The sequence below is a fragment of the Nocardioides sp. genome, assembly GCF_029937575.1.
In the GTDB taxonomy this organism is placed as follows: Bacteria; Actinomycetota; Actinomycetes; order Propionibacteriales; family Nocardioidaceae; genus Nocardioides.
On record NZ_JAPYPS010000046.1, the window covers coordinates 1 to 22700 of the forward strand.

A 22700-nucleotide genomic window follows, 5' to 3' on the forward strand; every position below is an offset into this window, starting at 1 on the left:
CCGCAGGCGATCCTTGACGGCGGGAGCAGGTCGGCTACGCGCGCGGCCCCACCACAGCAACCACCAGGGCCAACCCGAAGGTCGGCTACTGCGCGGCCCAGAAGCCCGCTAGAACTCCACCTGCAACGGCACCACCAGGTCGCCCACGATCAGCACGACCCCCATGATCAGCAACGCCGAGGCCACGACGTAGGCCACCGGCAAGAGCTTGGCCGCATCGACGTACCCGGGGTCGGGGCGGCCGCGCAACCGCGCGAAGCCGCGACGTACGGCCTCCCAGAGCGCACTGGCGATGTGGCCGCCGTCGAGGGGCAGCAACGGGATGAAGTTGAACATGCCGATGAAGAAGTTGAACCCGGCGATCAGGGCGACGAGGAAGGCGAGCTTCTCGGTGACGTCGAGCTGGTCGGTCGAGGTCGTCTCGCCGGCCAGGCGGCCGCCGCCCACGATGCTGACCGGGCTCTCGGGGTCGCGCTCCTCGAGGCCGAGGATGGCCTGGCCTACGTCGAAGACCTTCGCCGGCAGGGTGACCAGGGCCTGGGCGGTGTCGACGGTCATCGACCCCATCTGCTGGAGCGTGTAGATCGGTCCACCGGTCTCGACCACGGCCTGGGCCGTGGGGGTGACGCCGAGGAAGCCGACCTGCGTGAGGGTCTCGTCCGTCGACGACGTCGGCCTGGCCTCCACGGTCGTGCTCGTGGTCCCCGAGCCAGCCTCCCCGTCACGCAGGTAGCCGATCTCGGCGTTGCCGTCCTCGTTGTCGCGGATCAGGTCGCGCAGCTGGTCCCAGTCGGTGACGGGGGCGCCGTTGAAGCTCGTGATGGTGTCGCCGGGCAGCAGCCCCGCCTCCGCTGCCGGAGCCGCGGGGTCCTCGTCGGTGCACGGGCGATCACCCTCGGCGTAGGGCAGCACGCACTCGGAGACCGAGGCCAGGACGGGCTGACCGGGCTCGGGGATCGTGTCGACCTGCTGGCCGTAGGTGGAGAAGACGCCCCAGAAGAGGAAGAACGCGATGGCGATGTTGACCGACGGCCCGCCGGCCATCACGACGACCTTCTTCCACCAGGCCATCTTGTAGAAGAGCCGGTCGGCGTCCTCTGGCTTGACGAGCTCCCACTCGGCGGCGCGCGCGTCCGAGATCAGCTGGGTGAACATCCCCGTGTTGGACTTGCGGACCTTGACGATCTGGTTGCCGGTGGCCGCGTCGATCTCGACCTGCTCGGCCACGTCGAGCGCGTCCGGCGGCAGCATCCCGACGATCTTGACGTAGCCGCCGAGGGGGATCGCCTTGACGCCGTACTCGGTCTCGCCGACCTGTTTGCTCCACACCGTCGGGCCGAACCCGATGAAGTACTGGGTGACCTTCCCGCCGAACCTCTTCGCCGGGATCATGTGCCCGAGCTCGTGCAGCCCGATCGAGGCGAGGATCGCCACGAAGAACGTGATGAGCCCGAGGGCGTAGAGAAGGGCGGTCATGTGCTCCCGATCAGGCCGGAACGAGGGTGTGGGTGTGCTGGCGGGCCCAGGCGTCGGCGGCGAGGATGTCGTCGACGGTCAGGGCCACCCCAGAGCGTACGTCGTGGGCGGCGAGCACGTCGTGCACGCGCGCGACGATGTCGGTGAAGGGCAGTCGCCCGGCCCGGAACGCCTCGACGCACACCTCGTTGGCCGCGTTGTAGACCGCGGGCGCCGTACCCCCCTGCTCGCCGGCCGCCCGCGCGAGGGCGACGGCCGGGAACGCATCGTCGTCGAGGGGGTGGAACTCCCACGTCTCGGAGCGGGTCCAGTCGACGGGCGACGCGGCGCCGGGCACCCGGTCCGGCCAGGCGAGCCCCAGGGCGATCGGGATCATCATGGTCGGTGGGCTGGCCTGCACGATGGTGGAGCCGTCGACGAACTCGACCATCGAGTGCACGACGCTCGTGGGGTGGACGACGACCTCGATCCGGTCGAACGGAATCCCGAAGAGCAGGTGGGCCTCGATCACCTCGAGGCCCTTGTTGACCAGGGTCGCGGAGTTGATCGTGATCACCGGTCCCATGTCCCATGTCGGGTGCGCCATCGCCTCCTTCGGGGTGACGTCGACGAGCTCCCGCCTGCTGCGGCCACGGAACGGTCCGCCGCTGGCCGTGAGCACGAGTCGTCGTACCTCGTCGCCTCGGCCCGACCTCAGGCACTGCGCGATGGCGCTGTGCTCGGAGTCGACGGGCACGATCTGCCCGGGCGCCGCGCGCTCGAGCACGAGCGGGCCGCCCATGATGAGGGACTCCTTGTTGGCCAGCGCGAGGGTGCTGCCGGCGTCCAGTGCGGCCAGGGTCGGGCGCAGTCCCACGGCGCCGGTGATGCCGTTGAGGACGACGTCGCACGGGTGGGCGGCGGCCTCGACGGAAGCCTCCTCCCCCATCCCGGAGACCGCCGGAGCGAACTCCGCGACCTGCTGGGCGAAGAGCTCGGGCTGGGACCCGCCTGCGGTCAGGCCGACCACTCGGAAGCGCTCGGGGTTGGCACGCACCAGGTCGAGCGCCTGGGTGCCGATGGAGCCGGTGGAGCCGAGGACGACGACGTCGCGGCGTTCGGGCGTGTCACGCGAAGCGGTGCTGGTCACGCCTCCGAGTCTGGCAGGCGACGGTGCGGGGTCAGCGCAGACCGTTTGGCCTGGTCACCGCCGGGGCGCGTGGAGCCGTGAGCCACACGCGGAAGAACCGGTCCAGATCGGTGCGGCTGACCTGCTCGACGTGGCGTCGGAAGGCCTTGACCGACCCGTTGCCGTACTGGCGCTCCTCGACCCAGCCCTGCAGCGCCTTCCAGAAGTCACGGTTGCCGATCCGGTGCCGCAGTGCCTGCAGGGCCATGCCGCCACGCAGGTAGACGGCCTCGTCGAAGATGTGTCGACGACCGGGATCCGCGAGGTCGAGCCGCCAGAAGGAGGCGTCGCCGCGACGCGAGTCGTACTGGGCGCGCAGCCACTGCTGGGCCGAGCGTCCACCGTGCTTCTCGGCGTAGGCCGCCTCCATGAACGTGGCGAAGCCCTCGTTGAGCCAGATGTCGCGCCAGCGTCGCACCGAGACCGAGTCGCCGAACCACTGGTGGGCCAGCTCGTGCACGATCGTGGGCAGGTGGGTCGCCGAGGAGCCCGAGTACGTCGGGCGGGTCTGGTTCTCCAGGGCGAAGCCGACGTTGATCGACGGGGCGACGCCGCCGGTGGACTCGAACGGGTAGGCCCCGAGACGCTTGTCCAGCCAGGCCGTCACGGCGGGACTGCGCTTGAGCGACGTCATCGCCCGGTGCCGCTGCGCGTCCGGCAGCTCCTGGGAGACCGCGACGTACCACGGCAGACCCTGACTCACGCCCTGCTCGACGTCGTACCGACCCAGGGCGAAGAACGCCAGGTAGGCCACCATCGGGTCGGTCGCGCGCCAGTGCGTGGTCGCCTGGTCCCCGTCGACGACGCGATCGACGAGGAGCCCGTTGGAGATCGTCTGGTGCGTGGCCGGCCCGGTGATCGTGATGTCGTAGCGGGCCTTGTCGGTGGGGTGGTCGTTGCTCGGGAACCACCACGGAGCCATGTGCGGCTCGTTCATGGTGACGACCTCGTCGCTGTCGGCGGCCCAGTTGCGCTCCCGCGCGTAGCGGATCGGGCCGGGCTTGCCGGCGTACTCCACGACGAGCTCGAAACGCTCACCCCGCACCAGCGGGGTCGCGGGAGCGATCCGCAGCTCGTGGCGGTGCGGGCGGTCGTGGACCGCCTCGACCCCGTCGACGCTGACCGAGGAGACGGGGAGGAGGAAGTCCAGCTGGAAGCTCGAGAGTGCCTGGGTCGCCCTCACCCGCAGCGTCGTGGTGCCCGACAGGGTGCCGCTGTCGAAGTCGTAGGAGTCGACGATGTCGTAGTGCTGGACGTCGATGCCGCCGTTGCCGTCCAGCGGCCAGTAGCGGTCGCCGATGCCCTGCGCACCCGGTGTCGGCTCGAGGAGCCGCTCGGTGTCCGGAGTCGCCACGGCCTCGTTGGACGCCCCCGCGCCGGTGGGTTCGACGGCACCGCCCGACGGCGTGGCCAGGAACCCGGCGGCCACGGCCACGCCGACGGTGGCGGCGAGCAGACGTGGAGGGACGGCGAGGGCCACCAGTCGAGTGTAGGTGTCCGGGCGGGGGCGCAGATGTGCTTGGCTTCCTGGGGTGACGTCCGAGACCCCCGAGATCTGGTACGCCGCGTACGGCAGCAACCTCGACCCGCGCCGGCTCGCCTGCTACCTCGAGGGCGGGACGCCGCCCGGCGGCTCCCGGGCGACCCCCGGGGCCCGCGATCCCCGGCCTCCTCGCGCCGCGCGGGCGGTGACGCTCCCCGGGGAGGTGTACTTCGCGTGGGACTCCCCGACGTGGGGCGGCGGGGTGGCCTTCCTGGACCCGGGGGCGCGCGGCACCAGCCCCGGGTGCGCCTACCTGCTGAGCCATGAGCAGTTCAGCGACGTCGTCGCCCAGGAGATGCACCGCCCGCCCGGGGTCGACCTCGATCTCGCGGTGCTCGGGGGGCACCGGTCCTGGGCGTTCGGCGACGGCCGCTACGAGACGATGCACGTCCTCGACGCGATCGACGGTGTCCCCGTCGTCACCTTCACCGCACCGACGACGGCGCCCCTGGACTACCTCGCCCCCAGCGGGTCCTACCTGACCGTGATGGGACTCGGCCTGATGGGCAGTCACGGCTGGGACTCGGCTGCGGTGGCGTCGTACCTCATGGGATGCCGCGGCATCGGCGACGGCTGGACCGTGGCGTCGATCTCGGCACTGCTCGACGATCGGCGATAACCGGTTGCGCCCGCGCGACGCCTCCCCCACGCTTGCCCAGCAGAAGACACCGGACGAGCCGGTGCCGTCGAGAGGAGCTCTGACATGTCCATGACTGTCCTCGGCCTGACCGCCGACCACCTCCTCCACGAAACGAGCACCGCCACCGATGTCTTCGCAGGACTTCACACCTGACCCCGACTTCACCTTCGACTTCCAGGTCTACGACGACCTGGATGAGCACCAACGCTGGTCGACCTGGCTCGACTGCGAGCCGCTGTGCCGAGGACCCGAGCCACGGCCCGACTGGGTCGTGACCTCCCAGGGAGCTGTCGACACCGAGCTCGGGATCCTCAAGACCGGCAAGGAGGCCGACGTCTTCCTGCTCGAGCGCGCTGATCCGCACGATCCCGACTCGGGCGTCGTGATGGCTGCCAAGCGCTACCGCACCCCCGAGCACCGCAGCTTCCACCGGTCCGCCTCCTACACGGAGGGCCGCTCGATGAAGCGCACGCGCGACGAGCGCGCCGTCAAGCGCAAGTCCACCTTCGGCCGACAGGTCGCCGCCGGCGAGTGGGCGGTCTCGGAGTGGAACGCACTCAAGCGCTTCCACGAGCTCGGGCTGCCCGTCCCCTACCCGGTCCAGATCGACGGCACCGAGCTGCTGATGGAGTGGGTGACCCACGACGGGGAGACGGCGCCGCGGCTCGCCCAGACCCGGCCCGAGTCGGCGCTGCTGGGGTCCTACTTCGATCAGCTGCGAGAAGCGATGGCCACGATGGCCCGGGCCGGCGTGGTCCACGGCGACCTGTCGGCGTACAACATCCTGGCCGCCGGCGAGCGGCTCGTGATCATCGACCTGCCGCAGATCGTGGACCTGGTGGGCAACGTCAACGGGATGGACTTCCTGATGCGCGACTGCTCCAACATCTGCGGCTGGTTCCGGCAGAAGGGCCTCGAGCGGGCCGACGAGCACGAGCTGTTCGGCGACCTCGTGGCGCACGCGTTCTGACAGCCGACCTACGGTGCAGGGGTGAAGCGCACACGCGGCAGGACCGTGAGGGTCGAGTCCACCGAGGACCTCCGACGTCGACTGGACGGCGGCACCTCCACCCTGCGCGCGTGGCGCGTCCACGGCCTCGACCTGCGAGGACACGGCAGCGCACTGCTGGCCAGGGACGTCGCAGGAGCGACGTTCCTCGGCTGTCGCTTCGACCCCGGCGTCGACGACGACCTCACCTCGGGTGGGGCTCTGGTGCTGCCGGACGTCGGCGCCTCACCGCTGGACGTCTACCGCCCGCGGCTGTACTCCCCCGACGAGCTGATGGACACACCTCGCTACGCCGACTCCCTCGACGGCCGCGCGTACTCCTGGACCCAGCGCTCGGCGGGACGCGACGACACCCTCGCTGCTGCCCTGCACGACCACGCGATCGACGAAGCACTCGCGACCTGGGCAGCCGACCGCTCGATCGTGGGAGTGATGGGGGGTCACGCGCTGCTGCGTGGTGACCAGGCGTACGCCGACGCCGCCCGCCTCGGCGCCGTGTTGGGCCGCTCGCTCGTCGTGGCGACCGGCGGCGGGCCCGGCGCGATGGAGGCGGCGAACCTGGGCGCGCGTGTGTCGGACGATCCCCACGCGGCTCTGGACGTCGCGCTGGACCTGCTCGGACGGACGCCGTCCTTCCGGCCTTCCATCGACGCCTGGCTCCACACGGCTCGCTCGGCGATCGCCGGGCTCGACGCACCCCGCGAGACGCTCGGCATCCCCACCTGGCACTACGGTCACGAGCCGCCCAACGTGTTCGCCACCGCGATCGCCAAGTACGTCGGCAACGCCACCCGCGAGGCGGTGCTGCTGCAGATCTGCAGTGCCGGGATCGTCTTCCTGCCCGGTGCCGGAGGCACCGTGCAAGAGGTCTTCCAGGACGCCTGCGAGAACTACTACGCCGACGAGATGTCGGCGGCGCCCATGGTGCTCGTCGGCCGCGACTACTGGACCGCGACGCTGCCCGTGTGGCCGCTCCTCAGGTCGCTGGCGCGCGGGCGCGTGATGGAACCCCTCATCCATCTCGTCGACACTCCCGAGGAGGCCGCCGCGGTGATCCTCGCCGGTGCGGGCTCAGCCAACTGAACGCAGTCCCTGTGCCCGACGGTCGGCCACGACCTCGCGGTAGTGCCCGACCAACGCCTCGTTGACCGAGACCCACGACCGTCCCTCGACACTGCGCCGGGCCGACACCGCCATCCGGTGCCGAGCGGCCCCGTCGCCGGCCAGCCGGTCGACGTACGACGCCAGGTCAGCGGCGTCCCCGGGCGCGTAGAGGTAGCCGGCGACGGTGTCGTCGACCACGTCGATCGGACCGCCGGAGCGTGGCGCCACCACCGGGACCCCCGAGGCGAGAGCCTCCTGGGCCGACTGGCAGTAGGTCTCGTGACGACCGGTGTGGACGAAGACGTCGAGCGACGCGTAGGCGGCGCCGAGATCGTCGCCGTGCAGGAGACCGAGGAAGGTCGCGTGCGGAAGGACCGTGCGCAGGCGCTGCTCCTCGGGCCCCCCTCCGACGAGGACGACGGCGTAGCGGGGGTCCTGGTCGAGCACGCGGAGCAGCTCGAGCTCCTTCTCCGGCGCCAGCCGGCCGACGTACCCCACGATCAGCCGACCGTCCGGGGCCACCCGGGCACGCAGGTCGTCGTCGCGGCGCGACGGGTGGAACTGCTCCAGGTCGACCCCGCGCGGCCACAGGGCCGTGTCCGGGACCTCCATGTCGGCCAGCTGGGCCAGGCTCGCCGAGCTGGGTGCGAGGGTGCGGTCGACCTTCACGTGGATCCGCTTGGTCAGCGACGCCATCGCCCGGGCGCCGCCCGGCAGCTCGTAGCGCTCGGCAAAGCCGACCAGGTCGGTCTGGTAGATCGCCACCGTGGGGATCCCGAGCTCCCCGGCGGCTTTCGCCGCCTGGTAGCCGAGCGTTGCCGGGGAGGCGATGTGGACGACGTCGGGGCGGAAGCGCAGCATCGTCTGACGCAGCCGGCGACGGGTCTCCAGGCCGATCTTGAAGTCCTTGTAGAACGGCAGGGTCGCGCCCCGAGCGTGGCGCACCCGGAAGCCGGCGTAGGTGTCGGGGCCGGTGGGGGCGACGAGCTCGGCGCGGTGGCCCCGATCAGCGAGGTGCTCGAGCACTCGGCGCACCGAGTTGGTGACGCCGTTGATCTGCGGGAGGAAGGACTCGGCGACCACGAGCACGCGCAGCTGCTCGCCGGTCTCGGGGACCGCAGCGCGCCGCGAGTGCAGCAGAGGGTGCGGGACCGGGCGCCGGGTGAGGTGCGGGAGGGAGGGAGCGATGGGGACGAGCGGAGTCATCTCAGCCATGGCTGGGACGCTAGGGACGAGCCTGCAACGAACGCCCAGCCCGGTGTAGACGTCACGTGAACAGCATCTGACCGCTTCGGTCGGCCGTGCGCCACCGCCGAGGTACGCCACGACACGTCCGCCCTCGCCTCGCTCGACGTTGCCGGACTCCCGGGCGAGCTCGGCCGCCACCAGGGGAGGCCGATTCAGGAGCTGGTACTCGCCGGTCTTCTCGACGTGGGTCGCGTGGGGAGGGAGCTCGACCGGCCGACCGCCGCCACGACGGCGTCGTTCCCCGGCGTCATGACCTGGGCGTGCTCACTCGGTGGCGGCCAGCTGCCCGCAGGCCCCGTCGATGTCGCTGCCGCGGGTGTCGCGCACGGTCGTCGGGATGCCCTTGGCCTCCAGACGTCGCACGAACTCACGCTCGTCCGCGGGATCGGAGGCGGTCCACTTGGACCCCGGGGTCGGGTTGAGCGGGATCAGGTTGACGTGGACCCAGCCCCAGTCGCCGCGCATCAGGACGTCGGCGAGCAGGTCGGCACGCCAGGCCTGGTCGTTGATCCCCCGCATCATGGCGTACTCGATCGAGACCCTGCGCTTGGTCACCTGGGCGTAGTTGTAGGCCGCGTCGACCGTCTCGGCCACGGAGTAGCGGGTGTTGATCGGGACCAGCTCGTTGCGCAGCTCGTCGTCGGGTGCGTGCAGGCTCAGCGCGAGGGTGACCGGGATGCCCTCCTCGGTCAGCTGATGGATCCTCGGCACGAGACCGACCGTCGAGACGGTGACGCCGCGCGCCGACATGCCCAGGCCGTCGGGGGCAGGATCGACGAGCCGTCGTACGGCGCCGATCACGGCCTTGTAGTTGGCCAGCGGCTCCCCCATCCCCATGAAGACGACGTTGGAGACCCTCCCCGGGCCGCCGGGCACCTCTCCGCGGGCAAGCGACCGCGCGCCCGCGACGACCTGCTCGACGATCTCGGCGGTCGACATGTTGCGCTGCAGCCCGCCCTGGCCCGTCGCGCAGAAGGGACACGCCATGCCGCACCCGGCCTGGCTCGAGACGCACATCGTGGCGCGGTCGGGATAGCGCATCAGCACCGACTCGACCAGGGCGCCGTCGAAGAGCTTCCAGAGCGTCTTGCGGGTGGTGCCCTTGTCCGCCTCCATCGTGCGCAGGGGCGTCATCAGGTCGGGCAGCAGGGCGCCCACGAGCTCGTCGCGCTGACCGGCCGGGAGATCGGTCATCTCGGCCGGGTCGTCGACCAGGCGGGAGAAGTAGTGGTGGGACAACTGCTTGGCGCGGAAGCCGGGCAGTCCGTGCTCCTCGAGCAGCGCCTTGCGCTCGGGCGAGGTGAGGTCGGCGAGGTGTCGCGGAGGCTTCTTGCGGCCGCGGGGTTCGTCGAAGACGAGGGGCAGGGTCTTGATCTCAGACATGACTCTCCCAGTCTCGCACCGCTGCGTGATGCGCCCTAACCGTCGTTGCTGATGAGCAGGTAGAGGGTGACCGCCCCGACGGCGCCGACGACCACCGGGGTGACCAGCAGCCCGAAGAGCATGTAGCGGGCGAAGCGGCGGGTGACCGGGGCGACGAGCAGGACCACGTTGATCACGAACAGCGAAAGGATCGCCACGAGGAACGGCCCTGGGTGCTCGCTGAGGTCCACCCCGAACAACGCCTTCAGGATCAGTCCGAGCCCGCCGAGCACGAGAACGACGAGCAACGTGCCGGTGAAGAAACCGGACAGCGGCAGGAAGGTCGGGTGCGACCGGTGCCAGAAGCTGGGGCCGGTCTCGGCCTTGCGCTTGCCACGGCGGCTCGGCTCAGCGTCTCCTCCCTGTGTGGACGACGTCTCGCTGGAGGCGAGGTCGATCCCCTCGTCGGTGGTCATCTGATGATCGTAGGACGCTCGGCGCAGACACAGGGTCGATCAGGCGAAGACGAGGTAGTGCAACAGCAGCCAGATCGGCGCGATCGTGGCCAGCAGCGAGTCGAGCCGGTCCATCAGACCGCCGTGGCCCGGGATCACCTGACTCATGTCCTTGATCCCGAGGTCGCGCTTCATCACCGACTCGCAGAGGTCACCGAGCGTGGCCATCACGACCGCGATCAGCCCCAGGCAGAGTCCGACCCACCAGTCACCCTCGAGGAGGAGCACGACCAGCAGCCAGCCCATCGCGACGGTGGCGATCAACGATCCGGCGAAGCCCTCCCAGGACTTCTTCGGCGAGATGACCGGAGCCATCGGGTGCTTGCCGAACAGCACGCCCGCGATGTAGCCCCCGATGTCCGAGGCGATGGTGACGAGGATGAAGGTCAGGATCCCCTGGACTCCGTCGTTGTCGAGACCGCCGCCGTCGCGGCCGCCCTCGGACAGCAGCAGCGCGACGAAGGAGCCGAGGAAGGGCACGTAGACGAGGGTGAAGACCGACGCGGTCGCCGTCTTGACGTAGCCGTCGATGCCACGGCGCAGGAGCCAGAGCATGACCACGAGGGCCGTGACGGCCGTCGCTGTGACCAGGGCGTCGGAGCCGTACAGGTACGCCACCACCACCATGACCGCGCCGCCGAGCATCAACGGCTGCTCGGGAAGGTCGATGTCCTTGGCGAGGAGCCCCTGGCGCAGCTCCCAGATCGCGACGACGACCGCGATCACGACGATCAGCATAAACGCCGGCTTCCAGAACGCCAACGAGGCCGCGACCGCGCCCAGCAGGACGACGCCGGAGGTGATCGCGGCCTTGAGGTCGCGACCGGCCCGCCCGTGGTCCTTCTGCGGGGCGGATCCGTCGTCGGTGCCGGAGCGCGAGCCGTGGTCGTGCAGAGGATCGTCGTGGGGGCCGGTCTCCGGGCGAGCGTCGGTCATGGTGGACGAGCCGTGCGAGGTCCTCAGACCTCGAGCAGCTCGGCCTCCTTGCTCTTGAGCATCTCGTCGATCTCGTCGGTGTGCTTCTTCGTGACCGTGTCGAGCTTCTTCTCCGCGCCGGTGACGTCATCCTTGCCGACCTCGCCGTCCTTCTCCAGCTTCTCGAGGTTCTGCTTGGCGGTGCGGCGCAGGTTGCGGACCGCGATCCTGCCGTCCTCCGCCTTCCCCCGAGCGATCTTGATGTACTCCTTGCGTCGTTCCTCGGTCAGCTCGGGGAACACGCAGCGCAGGACCTTGCCGTCGCTCGACGGGTTCACACCCAGGTCGGAGTCGCGGATGGCCCGCTCGACGTTGTCGATCGCGGTGATGTCGAAGGGGGCCACGATGATGATCCGGGCCTCGGTCGAGGTGAACGACGCGAGCTGCTGCAGCGGCGTCGGTGCTCCGTAGTACTCCACCACGATCTTGTTGAACATCGTCGGCGTGGCACGGCCGGCGCGGATGGCGGCGAACTCCTCACGGGTCGCCTCGACCGACTTGTCCATCTTGGAGTCGGCCTCGTTGAGGATGTCGTTGATCACCGGTGTCGGCCTTTCGTTGAACGTGCCTGAGCATGGAGCCGGGGGCGTGGCGCAGGCCCTCAGTCTGGACTGACGAGCGTCCCGATCTTCTCACCCTGCACCGCGCGCAGGATGCTGCCCTCGGCCGCCATGCCCAGGACGATCATCGGGAGCTTGTTCTCCTTGGCCAGGGTGAAGGCGGTCTGGTCCATCACCTTGATGCCGCGCGAGATCGCCTCGTCGTAGGTGAGGGCGTCGAGCTTGGTGGCCCCGGGGTCCTTGCGGGGATCGGCTGTGTAGAGCCCGTCGACGCCGTTCTTGTCGTAGATCACCACGTCGCAGCGGCTCTCCAGCGCCCGCTGGACGGCGACGGTGTCGGTGGAGAAGAAGGGCATGCCCATGCCGGCGCCGAAGATCACGACGCGACCCTTCTCCATGTGCCGGATCGCGCGTCGCGGCACGTAGGGCTCGGCGACCTGCCCCATCGTGATCGCGGTCTGGACCCGCGTCTCCACGCCGAGCTTCTCGAGGAAGTCCTGGAGTGCCAGGCAGTTCATCACGATGCCGAGCATGCCCATGTAGTCGGCGCGCACGCGGTCCATGCCGCGCTGCTGCAGCTCGGCGCCGCGGAAGAAGTTGCCTCCACCGGTGACCACGGCGATCTGGACGCCGGAGCGAGCCACCGCGGCGATCTCCTGAGCGATCGTGGCCACGACGTCGGGGTCCACCCCGACCTTTCCGCCGCCGAAGACCTCACCCGACAGCTTGAGCAGCACCCGCTCGTAACCCGCCACCCGTGGCACCCCTTGGTCGTCGTTGGGACGTACGTCGTCTGGTCCTGTGCAGGACCCTGCAGCAACCTATCCGATGAGCATCCGCACGAGCACCGCTACCCGAGGCCACCAGGGCTTCCGAGGCCGGGGCCGCCCACCCCGGGGCCGCCACCTCCCCCTACGGTGGTGCCCGAGCCGCTGTTGCCGCTCACGACGAGGAACACGATCACGGCGACGACCGCCAGGACCGCGAGGACCGCCATGGTGATCTTCGCGACACTCCAAGGGCGGTCACCCACGACCTCGCCGGTGTTGGCGTTGACCATCACCTGGAAGGTCTTGCCCGCGAAGATGTACGTCGCGATCCACAGCGGCATCAGGACGAGCTTGAACATCGCCTGGGAGTAGGTGATGTCCATGTCGCTGACCCGTTGCTCGTCGCCGCCGATGTCGCGGCGGCAGTCGCCGTCGATGACCGACCGCATCTCCTGGCGTGCCTCGGCGGCGCCCTTCTGCGGGTCGACGTCGTAGCGCAGCGCGGAGTATCCGGTGATGTACTCCTGCTGGAACGGCCGGGCCTCGGTGAGCTTCCAGGGGCCCATCTTGTTGAGCTTCTTGGGGTCCAGGCGGTTGCTGGCCACGACCAGGACGTCGTCGAAGAACCGGGACACGTGACCCGAGGCTCGACGCCACCGCGTGCGGCGCTCCTGTCTCGTGACCTGCCGGGTGCCGCCCTTGCCGTCCGAGACGGTGTCGGTGACCGTGACGTAGTAGTAGTCGCCGCGCTGGCCGTGATAGTCGGTGTGGGTCTGGGCGTCGAAGGTCCAGTGCGGCACGTAGGTGCCTTGCAACGCCTCGGTGGAGCCGACCTTCTTCAAGGCGCTCGGGGCGAACCAGCGTGACTTCACCCACTCGCCGAAGGCGTCCTTGGCCCCGCGCTTGTCGACGTGGAAGGGCACCACGGCCTCCGGCGGGACCAAGCCCTCCGGGTGGTCGAGGGCGACCAGAGCTCCACCGCAGAACTGGCAGGCCGTGGCGAGGTCGGTGGTCTCGGTCGTGGCCCCACAGCCGGTGCACTGGACGACCTGGCCGCCGAGGTCGGCTACCTCGACGCTGCCGTGCCGCGCGCGCCACTCGTCGTACGAGTGCTCGTTGATCTCGGTGTCGGGACCGGCGATCTCCAGCATCGAGCCGCACGACGTGCAGCGCAGGGCGGTGGTCCCGGGGGCGTAGGCCGTCTGCGAGCCGCAGTTGGGGCAGGTCGAGCTCAGCGGGGGCGGGCCCGTGGGGGCAGGCGTGCTCTCGTCACTCATGTCCTGACGTGGCCTCAGGCTTGCGGCGGCAGCGGCGGCGGGGTGGCCGGGAAGATCGAGCGCAGCTCGGGCAGCTCGGAGGCGGCGGTCCACTGCGGCATCCCGTCGCGCCACACCAGCGTGGTGGGCGTCAGCTCTCCTGAGGCCACCTTGGCGGGCATCTCCGCGACGGTCACCGGGCCCACCTGCTGACCGTTGACGGCGAGGAAGAACGCTGCGGCCGCCCCCGGGATCGGCGGCGGACCACCCGCCGGCGCCTGCTGCGCGGCAGGCCGGCTCTGCTGGTTGAGGTTGTTGGCCATCTGCTGGCCGAGGGCCATGCCCATCCCCATGCCCATGCCCTCGCCGGCACCGCCCGGGTTGTTGGCGGCGTCGCCGATCGCCTCGGCCGCCTGGAACTTCGCGTACTGGTCCAGGTTGCCCAGGACCCCCATGGAGGTGCGCTTGTCGAGCGCCTCCTCGACCTCCTTCGGCATCGAGATGTTCTCGATGACGAAGCGGGGGATGCTGATCCCGAAGTCGGCGAGGTTCGTGGTCAGCGTGCCGGCGAGCGTGTCACCGATCGTCTGCTGGTTGGCGGCGAGGTCGAGCATGGGCAGGTTGGAGTTGCCCAGCGCCGTACCGACCTGGCTGACGATGTTCTGCCGGAGGAACTCCGAGACCTCGTCGGTGCGGAACTGCGGGTCGGTGCCGACGAGCTGGCGCAGCATCTTGGCGGCGTCGACGACCTGGAGGGAGTAGGTGCCGAAGGCGCGCAGCCGGACCATGCCGAACTCGGCGTCGCGCAGGGTGACGGGATTCTGGGTGCCCCACTTCATGTCGGTGTACTGGCGCATCCCGACGAAGTAGACCTCGGCCTTGAAGGGCGAGTTGAAGCCGTACTTCCAGCCCTTGATCGTCGAGAGGATGGGGAGGTTCTTCGTCTCCAAGGTGTAGGTGCCAGGCGTGAAGACGTCGGCGATCTGGCCCTCGGACTCGAAGACCGCAACCTGTCCCTCACGCACGATCAGCTGGGCGTTGTTCTTGATCTCGTTGCCCTGACGCGGAAAGCGCCAGACGAGCGTGTCGCGGCTGTCGTCGAGGAACTCGACGATGTCGATGAACTGGCCCTTGACCTTGTCGAACAGACCCATGGTGTGTGTTCTCTCCACTCGTCAGTGCCCGTCGCCCGGGCCGGAAAATACCCCCGCTGAGGGTACTGGAGTCGTATCCCGCCCGATAGGGACCACGGTCGGGACGGGCGCGGCGGTGTCAGGACTCGGAGCGACCGCGCGCGACGAGCCGGTCCACCCATCGGTCGTAGCGCCCGTGTGCCGATCCGTTGAGTCGAAGGAGCAGCTCGGGACGGTCGAGCGACTTGGTGGTGAAGTTGTCCGAGCCGGTGAGCACGAAGCGCGTGTCGCGCGGCTCGTCCGGGTAGCGCACCAGCGTCAGCTTGTGGTGCACGTCGTCCCCGTCGGCGAAGACTCCGGGCCGCACGACGATCGCGGAGTCGTCGATGAGCGTCCGGACCTGCTCCCCGATGCTCGGACCGAGGACGACCTCCACGTCGGCGCCGGCGGCCGCCTTGTCGGCGAGCAGACGGGCGATGGCGAGGCCTCGCTCGTCCAGCCAGGCATACATCACCACGCGGATGCGGGCACCCTGCGGGGGAACCGCCGCCAGCTGAGCCAGCAGTGGGTCGTCGGCCGCGTCGTAGCCGGGGAAGAACCACGCCCGGTCCTCACCGAGCCGGACGCTGTCCCGGGCGCTGGCGCCGGGAAGGTTGCGCACCAGGTCCACGAAACGCCGGTCGAAGACGCGCCGTACGTCGCGACGCCCGACGTAGGAGACGACGTCGGTGTACTGGCGCGCCGACTGGTAGGTGAGATTCATCGACCCGACCAGGACGACGTCACGGGAACGGCCCGTGCGGGTGAAGGACCAGGTCTTCTGGTGCAGGTCGCCCGGGGCGAAGTAGATGAACGACGACTGACCCCGAGCCGTGCCGAGCTCGTCGCGCAGCAGGCCGGGCGCCTTGAAGTCGCCCGAGACCCCTCGGTCGACGACCACCTGGACCCTGACCCCCCGCCGGTGGGCCTCGATCAGCTCCTCGGCGGCCGGGACGAACGAGAAGGAGTGGGCGAGGATCCGGATCCGCTCCCCCGCAGGCGTGTTGCGCACCAGGTCGAGGAAGACACCGAACGTCGTGTTGTCCTCCTCGGGGTCCGACGGTCGTGCGAGGAGGATGCCGGACGGGGCACGGTACGACGCGGCAACGCTCGGGCTCGGCTCCGGCGGTGCTGGCCCGTCGTGGGGGCTCGAGCAGGCGGTGAACAGGCTCAGGGCCAGCACCAGCGCAGTAAGGAGGGCGGCCACGCCGGAACAGCGCGATGGCCGGCCGCCCCCGTAGGAGTGGCCGGCCATCGCGGACGAACAGATGACGGGTCGGAGACTCAGGCGCCGACCTCGAAGCGGGCGAAGCGCTTCAGGGTCGTGCCGGACGCGTCGAGGACGGCCTTGACGGTCTTCTTGTTCTCGGTGACCGACGGCTGCTCGAGCAGGACGACGTCCTTGAAGAAGCCGTTCAGGCGGCCCTCGGTGATCTTGGCGATCGCCTGCTCGGGCTTGCCCTCCTCGCGCGAGGTGGCCTCGGCGATCTCGCGCTCCTTGGCGACGATGTCGGCGGGGACCTCGTCGCGCGTGAGGTACTGCGGACGCATGGCAGCGACCTGCATGGCCGCCGCGCGAGCGGCGTCCGCGTCCCCGTCGTACTCGACCAGGACGCCCACGGCGGGGGGCAGGTCGGCGGCACGCTTGTGCATGTAGGCGACGACGGGACCGTCGAAGTGGACGTACTGGCCCAGCTCGATCTTCTCGCCGATCGAGATCGCCAGGCTCTCGACGACCTCGCCGACGGTGCTGGCCTCCAGCGCCACGGCCTTGAGCGCCTCGACGTCGGCCGGCTTGGCCTCCGCGGCGGCGTCGGCGATCTTCTGGGCGGTGGTCACGAAGTCGTCGCCCTTGGCGACGAAGTCGGTCTCACACTTGAGCTCGACCAGGACGCCGGCCGAGTGGGCCACCAGTCCGGCCGAGGCCTCGCGCTCGGCGCCACGGGCCGCAGCCTTGGCGGCACCCTTGACGCGCAGCAGCTCGACGGACTTGTCGAAGTCGCCGTCGGTCTCGTCGAGCGCCTTCTTGCAGTCCATCATCCCGGCGCCAGTGAGCTCACGGAGCTTCTTGACGTCGGCCGCGGTGAAAGCCATGGGTACTCCTTCGTACGTAGTTCAGGTCGGGGCCGAACGTGGGCCGGCCTCGTGCGAGGTCGGCCCACGTCGGGTTGATCGAGGGTGGGTCCGGCAGATGCGGACCCGGGTGAGGCGGAGCCGGGGCTCAGGACTCGGTGGTCGCCTCGGCGGCCTCGGGAACCTTGGTCTCCTCGGCGACGGGCGCCTCGGCGACGGGGGCCTCGGCGACGGGGGCCTCGGTGGTCTCGGCGGCAGTGGCCTCGGCCGGCGTCTCGACGGGAGCAGCAGGCTCGCTGGCGCCCTCGGACGACGCACCGGTCGCCTCGGCGGCCGGGGTCTCGGCTCCCGGCGTGGCGGTCGCCGAAGCGGCGGCCTCGGCAGCGTCGCCACCCAGGAGCTCGCGCTCCCACTCGGCCAGGGGCTCCTCGGCACCGGGGGTGTCCCCACCGGACTTGCCGCCCGAGCGGGCGATGAGCCCCTCGGCGACGGCGTCGGCCACGACGCGGGTCAGCAGGCCGACCGCGCGGATGGCGTCGTCGTTGCCGGGGATCGGGAAGTCGACGACGTCGGGGTCGCAGTTGGAGTCCAGGATGCCGATGATCGGGATCTTCAGCTTGCGGGCCTCCTCGACGGCGAGGTGCTCCTTGTTGGTGTCGACGATCCACACCGCGGCGGGGGTGCGCGTCATCTCACGGATACCGCCGAGCGACTTGTTGAGCTTGTCGCGCTCGCGGCGCATCTGCAGCAGCTCCTTCTTGGTGCGGCTGCTGCCGGCGACGTCGTCGAAGTCGACCTCGTCGAGCTCCTTGAGGCGGTTGATCCGCTGGTGCACGGTCTGGAAGTTGGTGAGCATGCCACCGAGCCAGCGCTGGTTGACGTAGGGCATGCCCACGCGCGTCGCCTGCTCGGCGATCGCCTCCTGGGCCTGCTTCTTGGTGCCCACGAACATCACGGTGCCGCCCTTGGCGACGACGTCCTTGACGAAGGCGTAGGAGCGGTCGATGTAGGCCAGCGACTGCTGCAGGTCGATGATGTAGATGCCGTTGCGCTCGGTCATGATGAAGCGCTTCATCTTGGGGTTCCAACGACGGGTCTGGTGCCCGAAGTGGACGCCGCTCTCGAGGAGCTGGCGCATGGTGACGACTGCCATGATCTGTTCTCTTCTCCTGTGGAGCACACCCCGTGTGCGCGTCCTTGTCCCCCAGTCGGGCTGGGCAGGACGCACCGGTGGTGGCTCCGGTCGTGTTTTCAGTTCGTTGCGCCCGACGGGTGCCGGGTGCCCTGACGCCTGTGCGCGACCCGACCGGTCCGGTTGACATGTCGCGCGGACTGGACTGAGGGTCGTCGCCCACGGGTGCTCGACGCCTCGCCCGGGGGCTGCGGCGACGTCGTGGTCGACAAGCGTGCGAATTTCACTCCGAGGAGTGATGCGGCCAGCGTAGTCCAGGCACGGCGGATGCCGGTAATTCACTGCAGGGGCCACCAGTCGTCCACAGCCGGCGCTCTCGCGGCGTCATCCACAGCTTCGCCGACGTCCCCTGGGCGGGCGACGGCAGCCGGCCCCATCCTCGAGACGTGATCCGTGCCCCTCGTCCCCGTTCCGCTCGACCGGCCCTCACCCTCGCCTCGCTCCTGGTGTGGATGTGCGTCGTCACCCTGGCGACTCCCGTCGAGGCGCACGGCGCACCGCTGGTGGAGCCCTCCGACCCCGACCCGGTGGGCGTGTGGCCACTGCGACCCGAGCCCGAGGTCGTCGCCGCCTTCGACCCACCGACGTCGCCGTACGGCGCCGGCCACCGCGGAGTCGACCTGGCGGGCAGCAGTGGGCAATGGGTCCTCGCCTCCCTGCCGGGCACGGTCACCTATGCCGCCCCGCTCGCCGGCCGCGGGGTGGTCGTGATCGACCACGGGGCCACGCGCACGACGTACCAACCGGTGACGGCGACGGTGGCGGTCGGGGTTCAGGTCGGCGCCGGCGACCGGATCGGTCGCCTCGACGTCCCCGGCAGTCACTGCCCACCGCGCGCCTGCCTGCACTGGGGGTGGCTCGAGGGCGAGGCCTACCTCGATCCCTTGCGGCTCGTCGGGGGCGGCCCGGTCCGCCTGCTGCCGTTGTGGCGGGACCTGCCGCTCGACTCCCCTGCGCGGACGAGCACGACCGACCCGGTGCCCTCGAGCCCGTTGTCCGGCTGGCGACCCTTGCTCAGGATGCTGCACCCGTCCGGTGTCGTGTGAGGACCCCTCGGCGCCTACCCCGGACAGGGCTCGACGACGAAGCGGTGGGACGCCGTCCCCACGGCCCCGTGGACGTCGGTGGCGCGCACCTCGGCCACCAGCTGCGCTCCGGGTGGGAAGGGCCCGATCTGGGTCGTCCACCCCTGTCCCCCGATGCTCATCGGCGCGCTCCCCGAGGCGTCCCCGGACCAGGCGAGACGCACCGCGTCCAGGTCCGACTCGTCGACGACCCGGGCGGTGACCACGAGGAAGCGGGCTGTGCACGAGCCGCTGGTGGCGTGGGTGACGACGACGGGCCCGACGGCCGGCGCCCGGGCCGTGCTGACCCGCACGTGCACCGGGATGGTCGGCCCGCTCCAGGTGACCTGGACCCGGGTGGCGGCCTCTCCCTCGTCGAGGGCACCGCGAGCCACCTCGACCAGCACCTGCTGAGACGCACCGGGGGCGAGACTGCCTGCTCCGGGGGCCGCACTGACCCACGTCGCTTGCGGCGCCAGGGCGAAGTCGAGTGCTCGGCCGCCGGTGTTGGTCAAGGTCAGTCGGGCACGGCTGGTGTCCTGACCGAGGTCGAGGAGTCGGGTGGACACGCTGAGCGATCCCGGGCTCGGCTGCGGGGTAGCGGGCGGTTGCGGTGTCGGGCTGGGAGTGGGTGCCGGCGGCGCCTCGGACGTCGCCTCGGGCGAGGCCCCGGGTCTCGGGGTCCTCTTCTGCGTGGGCTGCGCCTCGGCCGTGGCTGTGGGCACGAACGGTGTCTGCGACGTCGGAGGCGCGGCCGCCGACAGGCCCGTCGTCGTCTCCCCAGTCTCCTGCAGTGCCGGCGACCCCTCCGACAGCTCAGGGTCGTTCGTCGAGAACGGCCACACCAGCGCCAGGAGACCGCCCAGGACGAGGAGCACCACCGCGGCAGTAGCCGACCTCACCAGAGCTCCCGAGCGGCGGTGCGACTCCTGCGCGACCTCGAGCTCGGGTGAGGCGCTGGGGTGACCAAGGGTACTGCTGGGGCTGTTGCTCCAGAACCCCACGAGCCGTGGGTCGTCGAGCACCCGGTCCCGCAGGGCCAGGGGCGCTCCCACGAGCGGAGCCACCGAGAGCAGCGCCCCGGGCGCCACCAGGAGGGCCCGGCGCCGCTCGCACACGAGGCAGCCGTCGACGTGACGCGCGACCCGCTTGCGGATCAGCGGGTTGAAGAGCCCGTCCCAGTCCTGCAGGACGTCCTCGAGGCCCGGGCAGTCACGTCGCCCCTGCCGCGCGACGAGCAGGGCCCCCAGCGAGCGGCCCACCTGTTCGCGCAACCGGTTCATCAGGGTGTAGGTCCGCTCCGGGCTCTCCCCGATGGCCGCACCCAGCTCGGCTCCGTCGAGGCCGTGACGCAGATGGAGGTCCAGGACCGTCCGGTCCCGCTCGTTCAGACCTGTCGCCGCGTCCTCGAGCAGGGCCCGCAGGGACGCCTGCTCGGCTCGCTCGGAGGGGCCCGGCTCCTGCTCAGCCATCGCGGTCAGCCTGTCCTCCGCCTCGAACGCCTGCCGATCGCGCGCTCGGATCCGGCGCAGGCACTCGTGCCGGACCACCGAGTAGAGCCACGGTCGGAGCAGCTCCGGCTCGCGGAGCTGCTCCAGACGTTCGGCCATGATCACGAACGCGTCGGCCACCGAGTCCGCGGCCTCCTCGCGGTGCCTCAGCAGGGAGTGCGCGAAGTCGTGCAGGCGGTCGGCGTACCGGTCGTAGACCGCAGCGAACGCCTCCCGGTCTCCGGCGAGCACCGCCGCGACCAGGACCGCATCGGGAACCTCCGCGCCCTCCGGGCTCATGGGGACAGCCTAGGAGATGCGGCCGCCGGTCGGCGTTCGTGGAGACTCGAAGCCCCGGCTCGCACGAACGTCGTCGACCGATCGTCGTGGGGCCGGGCTCCGAGCTGCACGACGTCACCCCTGGTAGTCCGTGATGTCCGCGACCGCGACGTACACCTCGCAGTCGGAGAACTCGTCGTCGAAGTCCCAGTCGCCTTCCGGGTAGTAGAGGGTGTCGGTGCCCTTGCCGCAGAAGACCTGGTCGAGCCGCTTGTCGTTCTGGAGGTAGATGGCGTCGTCTCCCGGGCCCGCCTTCACCACGTCGGTGCCCTTCTGGGGGTGCAGCACGTCAGCGCCCGGACCGCCCTTGATGATGTCTGACCCCTTGCCGGCGTACACGGCGTCGGCGCCGCGTCCGCCGCGGATCCGGTCGGAGCCGTTGCCGCCGAGGATGGTGTCGTCGCCGTTGCGCGCGTTGATGATGTCGCCGCCGCCGAGTCCCTTGATCACGTCGTCGGCGCCGGTCCCGTCGAGGACGTCGCCCTGCTCGGTCCCGGTCACGGTGTCGGCATGGGCCGGAGCCACGGTCAGGGCGAGCGTGCCGACGGTGGCCACGGCGACCGCCAGTGATCCGGCGCCGCGGCGCAGGCCTCGGGTGCGAACGGTGGGCAGCTGGTGCAGGAACATGGTGGTTCTCCTCTGATCTCGAGTGGTGGTGGGGTCTTGCACCACGTGGAGCATGGAGAGGCGGAGAACCTCACACTTTTCTCGGGACTTTCTTTCGGGAGTTCTTGCGGGGTCCCGCGCGACGGCCACCGGCGGTCCCGATCAAGCGCGTGGGTGCGCCTGCTGGTAGGCCCGCCGCAACCGGTCGGTGGTGACGTGCGTGTAGCGCTGGGTCGTGGCCAACGAGGCGTGGCCGAGCAGCTCCTGGACCGACCGAAGGTCGGCACCCCCCTCGAGCAGGTGCGTGGCAGCAGAGTGGCGCAGCCCGTGAGGACCCAGGTCGGGGGCTCCCGGGACGTCGGCCAGCCGCTGGTGGACCAGGGTGCGCACGGCGCGCTGATCGATACGACGTCCGCGAGCGCCGAGGAACAGCGCACCCGCCGCGCCCTCGACCACGACGTGGGGCCGCCCGTGGCGAAGCCACAGCCCGAGGGCTCGCGCGGCCGGTCGACCGTAGGGCACGGTGCGCTCCTTGCGCCCCTTCCCGAGCACACGTACGACGTGTCGCTCGCCGTCGACGTCGTCCACGTCGAGCCCCACCAGCTCTCCGACCCGGATGCCGGTGGCGTACAGGACCTCCAGCATCGCGACGTCCCGCAACCCGAGGGGGCTGCCGTCGTCGGCGAGCTCGGCGGCTGCGGTCAGCAGGTCGCGCGCCTCGTCCGCACGAAGCACGTCCGGCAAGGTCTGGTGTGCCTTGGGCGAGCCCAGCGCCGCGCCGACGTCCTGGGGGGCGCGCCCGGTGCGGGCGAGCCAGGCGGTGAACACCCGCGCCGCAGTCGCCCGGCGAGCCAGCGTCGTGCGCGACCGGCCCATCGTCTGCTGCTTGGCCAACCAGCTGCGCAGCGTCCTGAGGTCGAGCTCGCCGGGGTCGGTCTGGCCCAGCCGTTGTGCGTGCTCGAGCACCCCTGCCACGTCGGCGAGGTAGGCCCGGACGGTGTGCGGGGTGAGGTCGCGCTCGGCGACGAGGTGGCGCTCGTACTCCCCGAGCACCCGCGCCATCGGCTCGGGCAGGGCAGCATCGTCGGTGGCGCGCGCTCGGTTGCCCTCGTCCATCCAGCCATCGTAGTTTTCTCCG

21 protein-coding genes are annotated in these 22700 nt (G+C 70.5%); 4 read left to right on the forward strand and 17 right to left on the reverse strand.

Annotated elements, in window-relative coordinates; all coding sequences use genetic code 11:
* Positions 1-108: 108 nt before the first annotated feature.
* The 3 genes from Q1K33_RS14550 to Q1K33_RS14560 are packed head-to-tail and all read right to left on the reverse strand — an operon-like array spanning position 109 to position 4124.
* A complete protein-coding gene (locus Q1K33_RS14550; protein ID WP_300405205.1) occupies positions 109-1476 on the reverse strand; it encodes a site-2 protease family protein in 1368 nt (455 codons plus the stop codon).
* 10 nt (positions 1477-1486) lie between these two features.
* A complete protein-coding gene (gene dxr, locus Q1K33_RS14555; RefSeq protein WP_300405206.1) occupies positions 1487-2605 on the reverse strand; it encodes a 1-deoxy-D-xylulose-5-phosphate reductoisomerase in 1119 nt (372 codons plus the stop codon).
* Between the two features lie 31 nt (positions 2606-2636).
* Entirely contained in the window at positions 2637-4124 is a 1488-nt protein-coding gene (locus Q1K33_RS14560; protein WP_300405208.1) for a M1 family metallopeptidase, read from the reverse strand.
* A 52-nt stretch (positions 4125-4176) separates the two neighbouring features.
* Between Q1K33_RS14560 and Q1K33_RS14565 the strand changes: the two genes are divergently transcribed.
* From Q1K33_RS14565 to Q1K33_RS14575, 3 genes are all read left to right on the forward strand, one after another.
* Positions 4177-4806 (forward strand): histone deacetylase, encoded by a 630-nt coding sequence (locus Q1K33_RS14565; RefSeq protein WP_300405210.1) that lies wholly within the window; start codon positions 4177-4179, stop codon positions 4804-4806.
* Positions 4807-4954: 148 nt separating this feature from the next.
* Positions 4955-5797 carry an RIO1 family regulatory kinase/ATPase gene (locus tag Q1K33_RS14570; protein WP_300405212.1) on the forward strand — a complete coding sequence of 281 codons (843 nt, stop codon included), beginning with the start codon at positions 4955-4957 and terminating at the stop codon, positions 5795-5797.
* 21 nt (positions 5798-5818) lie between these two features.
* Complete coding sequence (locus Q1K33_RS14575) at positions 5819-6919, forward strand: LOG family protein (RefSeq protein ID WP_300405214.1); 1101 nt, start codon at positions 5819-5821, stop codon at positions 6917-6919.
* Here the strand turns inward: Q1K33_RS14575 and Q1K33_RS14580 are convergent.
* The 11 genes from Q1K33_RS14580 to rpsB all read right to left on the reverse strand — a co-directional run bounded on the left by Q1K33_RS14580 (position 6908) and on the right by rpsB (position 18024).
* Positions 6908-8155 carry a glycosyltransferase family 1 protein gene (locus Q1K33_RS14580; RefSeq protein WP_300405216.1) on the reverse strand — a complete coding sequence of 416 codons (1248 nt, stop codon included), beginning with the start codon at positions 8153-8155 and terminating at the stop codon, positions 6908-6910. The genes Q1K33_RS14575 and Q1K33_RS14580 overlap by 12 nt on opposite strands.
* A gap of 297 nt (positions 8156-8452) precedes the next feature.
* Positions 8453-9571, reverse strand: a complete 1119-nt coding sequence (rlmN, locus tag Q1K33_RS14585; RefSeq protein ID WP_300405218.1) for a 23S rRNA (adenine(2503)-C(2))-methyltransferase RlmN — start codon at positions 9569-9571, stop codon at positions 8453-8455.
* Between the two features lie 35 nt (positions 9572-9606).
* A complete protein-coding gene (locus Q1K33_RS14590; protein WP_300405220.1) occupies positions 9607-10026 on the reverse strand; it encodes a hypothetical protein in 420 nt (139 codons plus the stop codon).
* Positions 10027-10065: 39 nt separating this feature from the next.
* Complete coding sequence (locus Q1K33_RS14595; RefSeq protein ID WP_300405222.1) at positions 10066-11001, reverse strand: phosphatidate cytidylyltransferase; 936 nt, start codon at positions 10999-11001, stop codon at positions 10066-10068.
* Positions 11002-11024: 23 nt separating this feature from the next.
* Positions 11025-11579, reverse strand: a complete 555-nt coding sequence (gene frr / locus Q1K33_RS14600; protein WP_300405256.1) for a ribosome recycling factor — start codon at positions 11577-11579, stop codon at positions 11025-11027.
* Positions 11580-11641: 62 nt separating this feature from the next.
* Complete coding sequence (pyrH, locus tag Q1K33_RS14605) at positions 11642-12355, reverse strand: UMP kinase (protein WP_300405224.1); 714 nt, start codon at positions 12353-12355, stop codon at positions 11642-11644.
* Between the two features lie 95 nt (positions 12356-12450).
* Entirely contained in the window at positions 12451-13647 is a 1197-nt protein-coding gene (locus Q1K33_RS14610; protein WP_300405226.1) for a TFIIB-type zinc ribbon-containing protein, read from the reverse strand.
* 14 nt (positions 13648-13661) lie between these two features.
* Positions 13662-14780: an SPFH domain-containing protein gene (locus Q1K33_RS14615; RefSeq protein WP_300405228.1), complete on the reverse strand. Its 1119-nt coding sequence runs from the start codon at positions 14778-14780 to the stop codon at positions 13662-13664.
* A gap of 118 nt (positions 14781-14898) precedes the next feature.
* A complete protein-coding gene (locus Q1K33_RS14620; RefSeq protein ID WP_300405230.1) occupies positions 14899-16005 on the reverse strand; it encodes a phospholipase D-like domain-containing protein in 1107 nt (368 codons plus the stop codon).
* Between the two features lie 77 nt (positions 16006-16082).
* Positions 16083-16892, reverse strand: a complete 810-nt coding sequence (tsf, locus tag Q1K33_RS14625) for a translation elongation factor Ts (protein WP_300405232.1) — start codon at positions 16890-16892, stop codon at positions 16083-16085.
* A 127-nt stretch (positions 16893-17019) separates the two neighbouring features.
* Positions 17020-18024 carry a 30S ribosomal protein S2 gene (gene rpsB, locus Q1K33_RS14630; protein ID WP_300405234.1) on the reverse strand — a complete coding sequence of 335 codons (1005 nt, stop codon included), beginning with the start codon at positions 18022-18024 and terminating at the stop codon, positions 17020-17022.
* A 425-nt stretch (positions 18025-18449) separates the two neighbouring features.
* Between rpsB and Q1K33_RS14635 the strand changes: the two genes are divergently transcribed.
* Positions 18450-19109, forward strand: coding sequence for a M23 family metallopeptidase (locus Q1K33_RS14635; RefSeq protein WP_300405236.1), 660 nt, complete (start codon positions 18450-18452; stop codon positions 19107-19109).
* Positions 19110-19123: 14 nt separating this feature from the next.
* Here the strand turns inward: Q1K33_RS14635 and Q1K33_RS14640 are convergent, their stop codons facing one another.
* The 3 genes from Q1K33_RS14640 to Q1K33_RS14650 form a co-directional block, all read right to left on the reverse strand.
* Complete coding sequence (locus tag Q1K33_RS14640) at positions 19124-20917, reverse strand: sigma-70 family RNA polymerase sigma factor (protein ID WP_300405238.1); 1794 nt, start codon at positions 20915-20917, stop codon at positions 19124-19126.
* 114 nt (positions 20918-21031) lie between these two features.
* Positions 21032-21583: a hypothetical protein gene (locus tag Q1K33_RS14645; RefSeq protein WP_300405240.1), complete on the reverse strand. Its 552-nt coding sequence runs from the start codon at positions 21581-21583 to the stop codon at positions 21032-21034.
* A gap of 141 nt (positions 21584-21724) precedes the next feature.
* On the reverse strand, positions 21725-22678 hold the full coding sequence (locus Q1K33_RS14650; RefSeq protein WP_300405242.1) for a tyrosine recombinase XerC: 954 nt from the start codon (positions 22676-22678) through the stop codon (positions 21725-21727).
* Positions 22679-22700 lie beyond the last annotated feature (22 nt).

Excerpts from the sequence above, each read along its gene's own strand:
- Q1K33_RS14550 (WP_300405205.1), bottom strand. The coding sequence starts at position 1,476 with ATGACCGCCCTTCTCTACGCCCTCGGGCTCATCACGTTCTTCGTGGCG.
- Q1K33_RS14570 (WP_300405212.1), top strand. The coding sequence starts at position 4,955 with ATGTCTTCGCAGGACTTCACACCTGACCCCGACTTCACCTTCGACTTC.
- Q1K33_RS14580 (WP_300405216.1), bottom strand. The coding sequence starts at position 8,155 with ATGGCTGAGATGACTCCGCTCGTCCCCATCGCTCCCTCCCTCCCGCAC.
- rlmN (WP_300405218.1), bottom strand. The coding sequence starts at position 9,571 with ATGTCTGAGATCAAGACCCTGCCCCTCGTCTTCGACGAACCCCGCGGC.
- Q1K33_RS14590 (WP_300405220.1), bottom strand. The coding sequence starts at position 10,026 with ATGACCACCGACGAGGGGATCGACCTCGCCTCCAGCGAGACGTCGTCC.
- Q1K33_RS14595 (WP_300405222.1), bottom strand. The coding sequence starts at position 11,001 with ATGACCGACGCTCGCCCGGAGACCGGCCCCCACGACGATCCTCTGCAC.
- Q1K33_RS14610 (WP_300405226.1), bottom strand. The coding sequence starts at position 13,647 with ATGAGTGACGAGAGCACGCCTGCCCCCACGGGCCCGCCCCCGCTGAGC.
- Q1K33_RS14615 (WP_300405228.1), bottom strand. The coding sequence starts at position 14,780 with ATGGGTCTGTTCGACAAGGTCAAGGGCCAGTTCATCGACATCGTCGAG.
- tsf (WP_300405232.1), bottom strand. The coding sequence starts at position 16,892 with ATGGCTTTCACCGCGGCCGACGTCAAGAAGCTCCGTGAGCTCACTGGC.
- rpsB (WP_300405234.1), bottom strand. The coding sequence starts at position 18,024 with ATGGCAGTCGTCACCATGCGCCAGCTCCTCGAGAGCGGCGTCCACTTC.
- Q1K33_RS14640 (WP_300405238.1), bottom strand. The coding sequence starts at position 20,917 with ATGAGCCCGGAGGGCGCGGAGGTTCCCGATGCGGTCCTGGTCGCGGCG.
- Q1K33_RS14645 (WP_300405240.1), bottom strand. The coding sequence starts at position 21,583 with ATGTTCCTGCACCAGCTGCCCACCGTTCGCACCCGAGGCCTGCGCCGC.
- Q1K33_RS14650 (WP_300405242.1), bottom strand. The coding sequence starts at position 22,678 with ATGGACGAGGGCAACCGAGCGCGCGCCACCGACGATGCTGCCCTGCCC.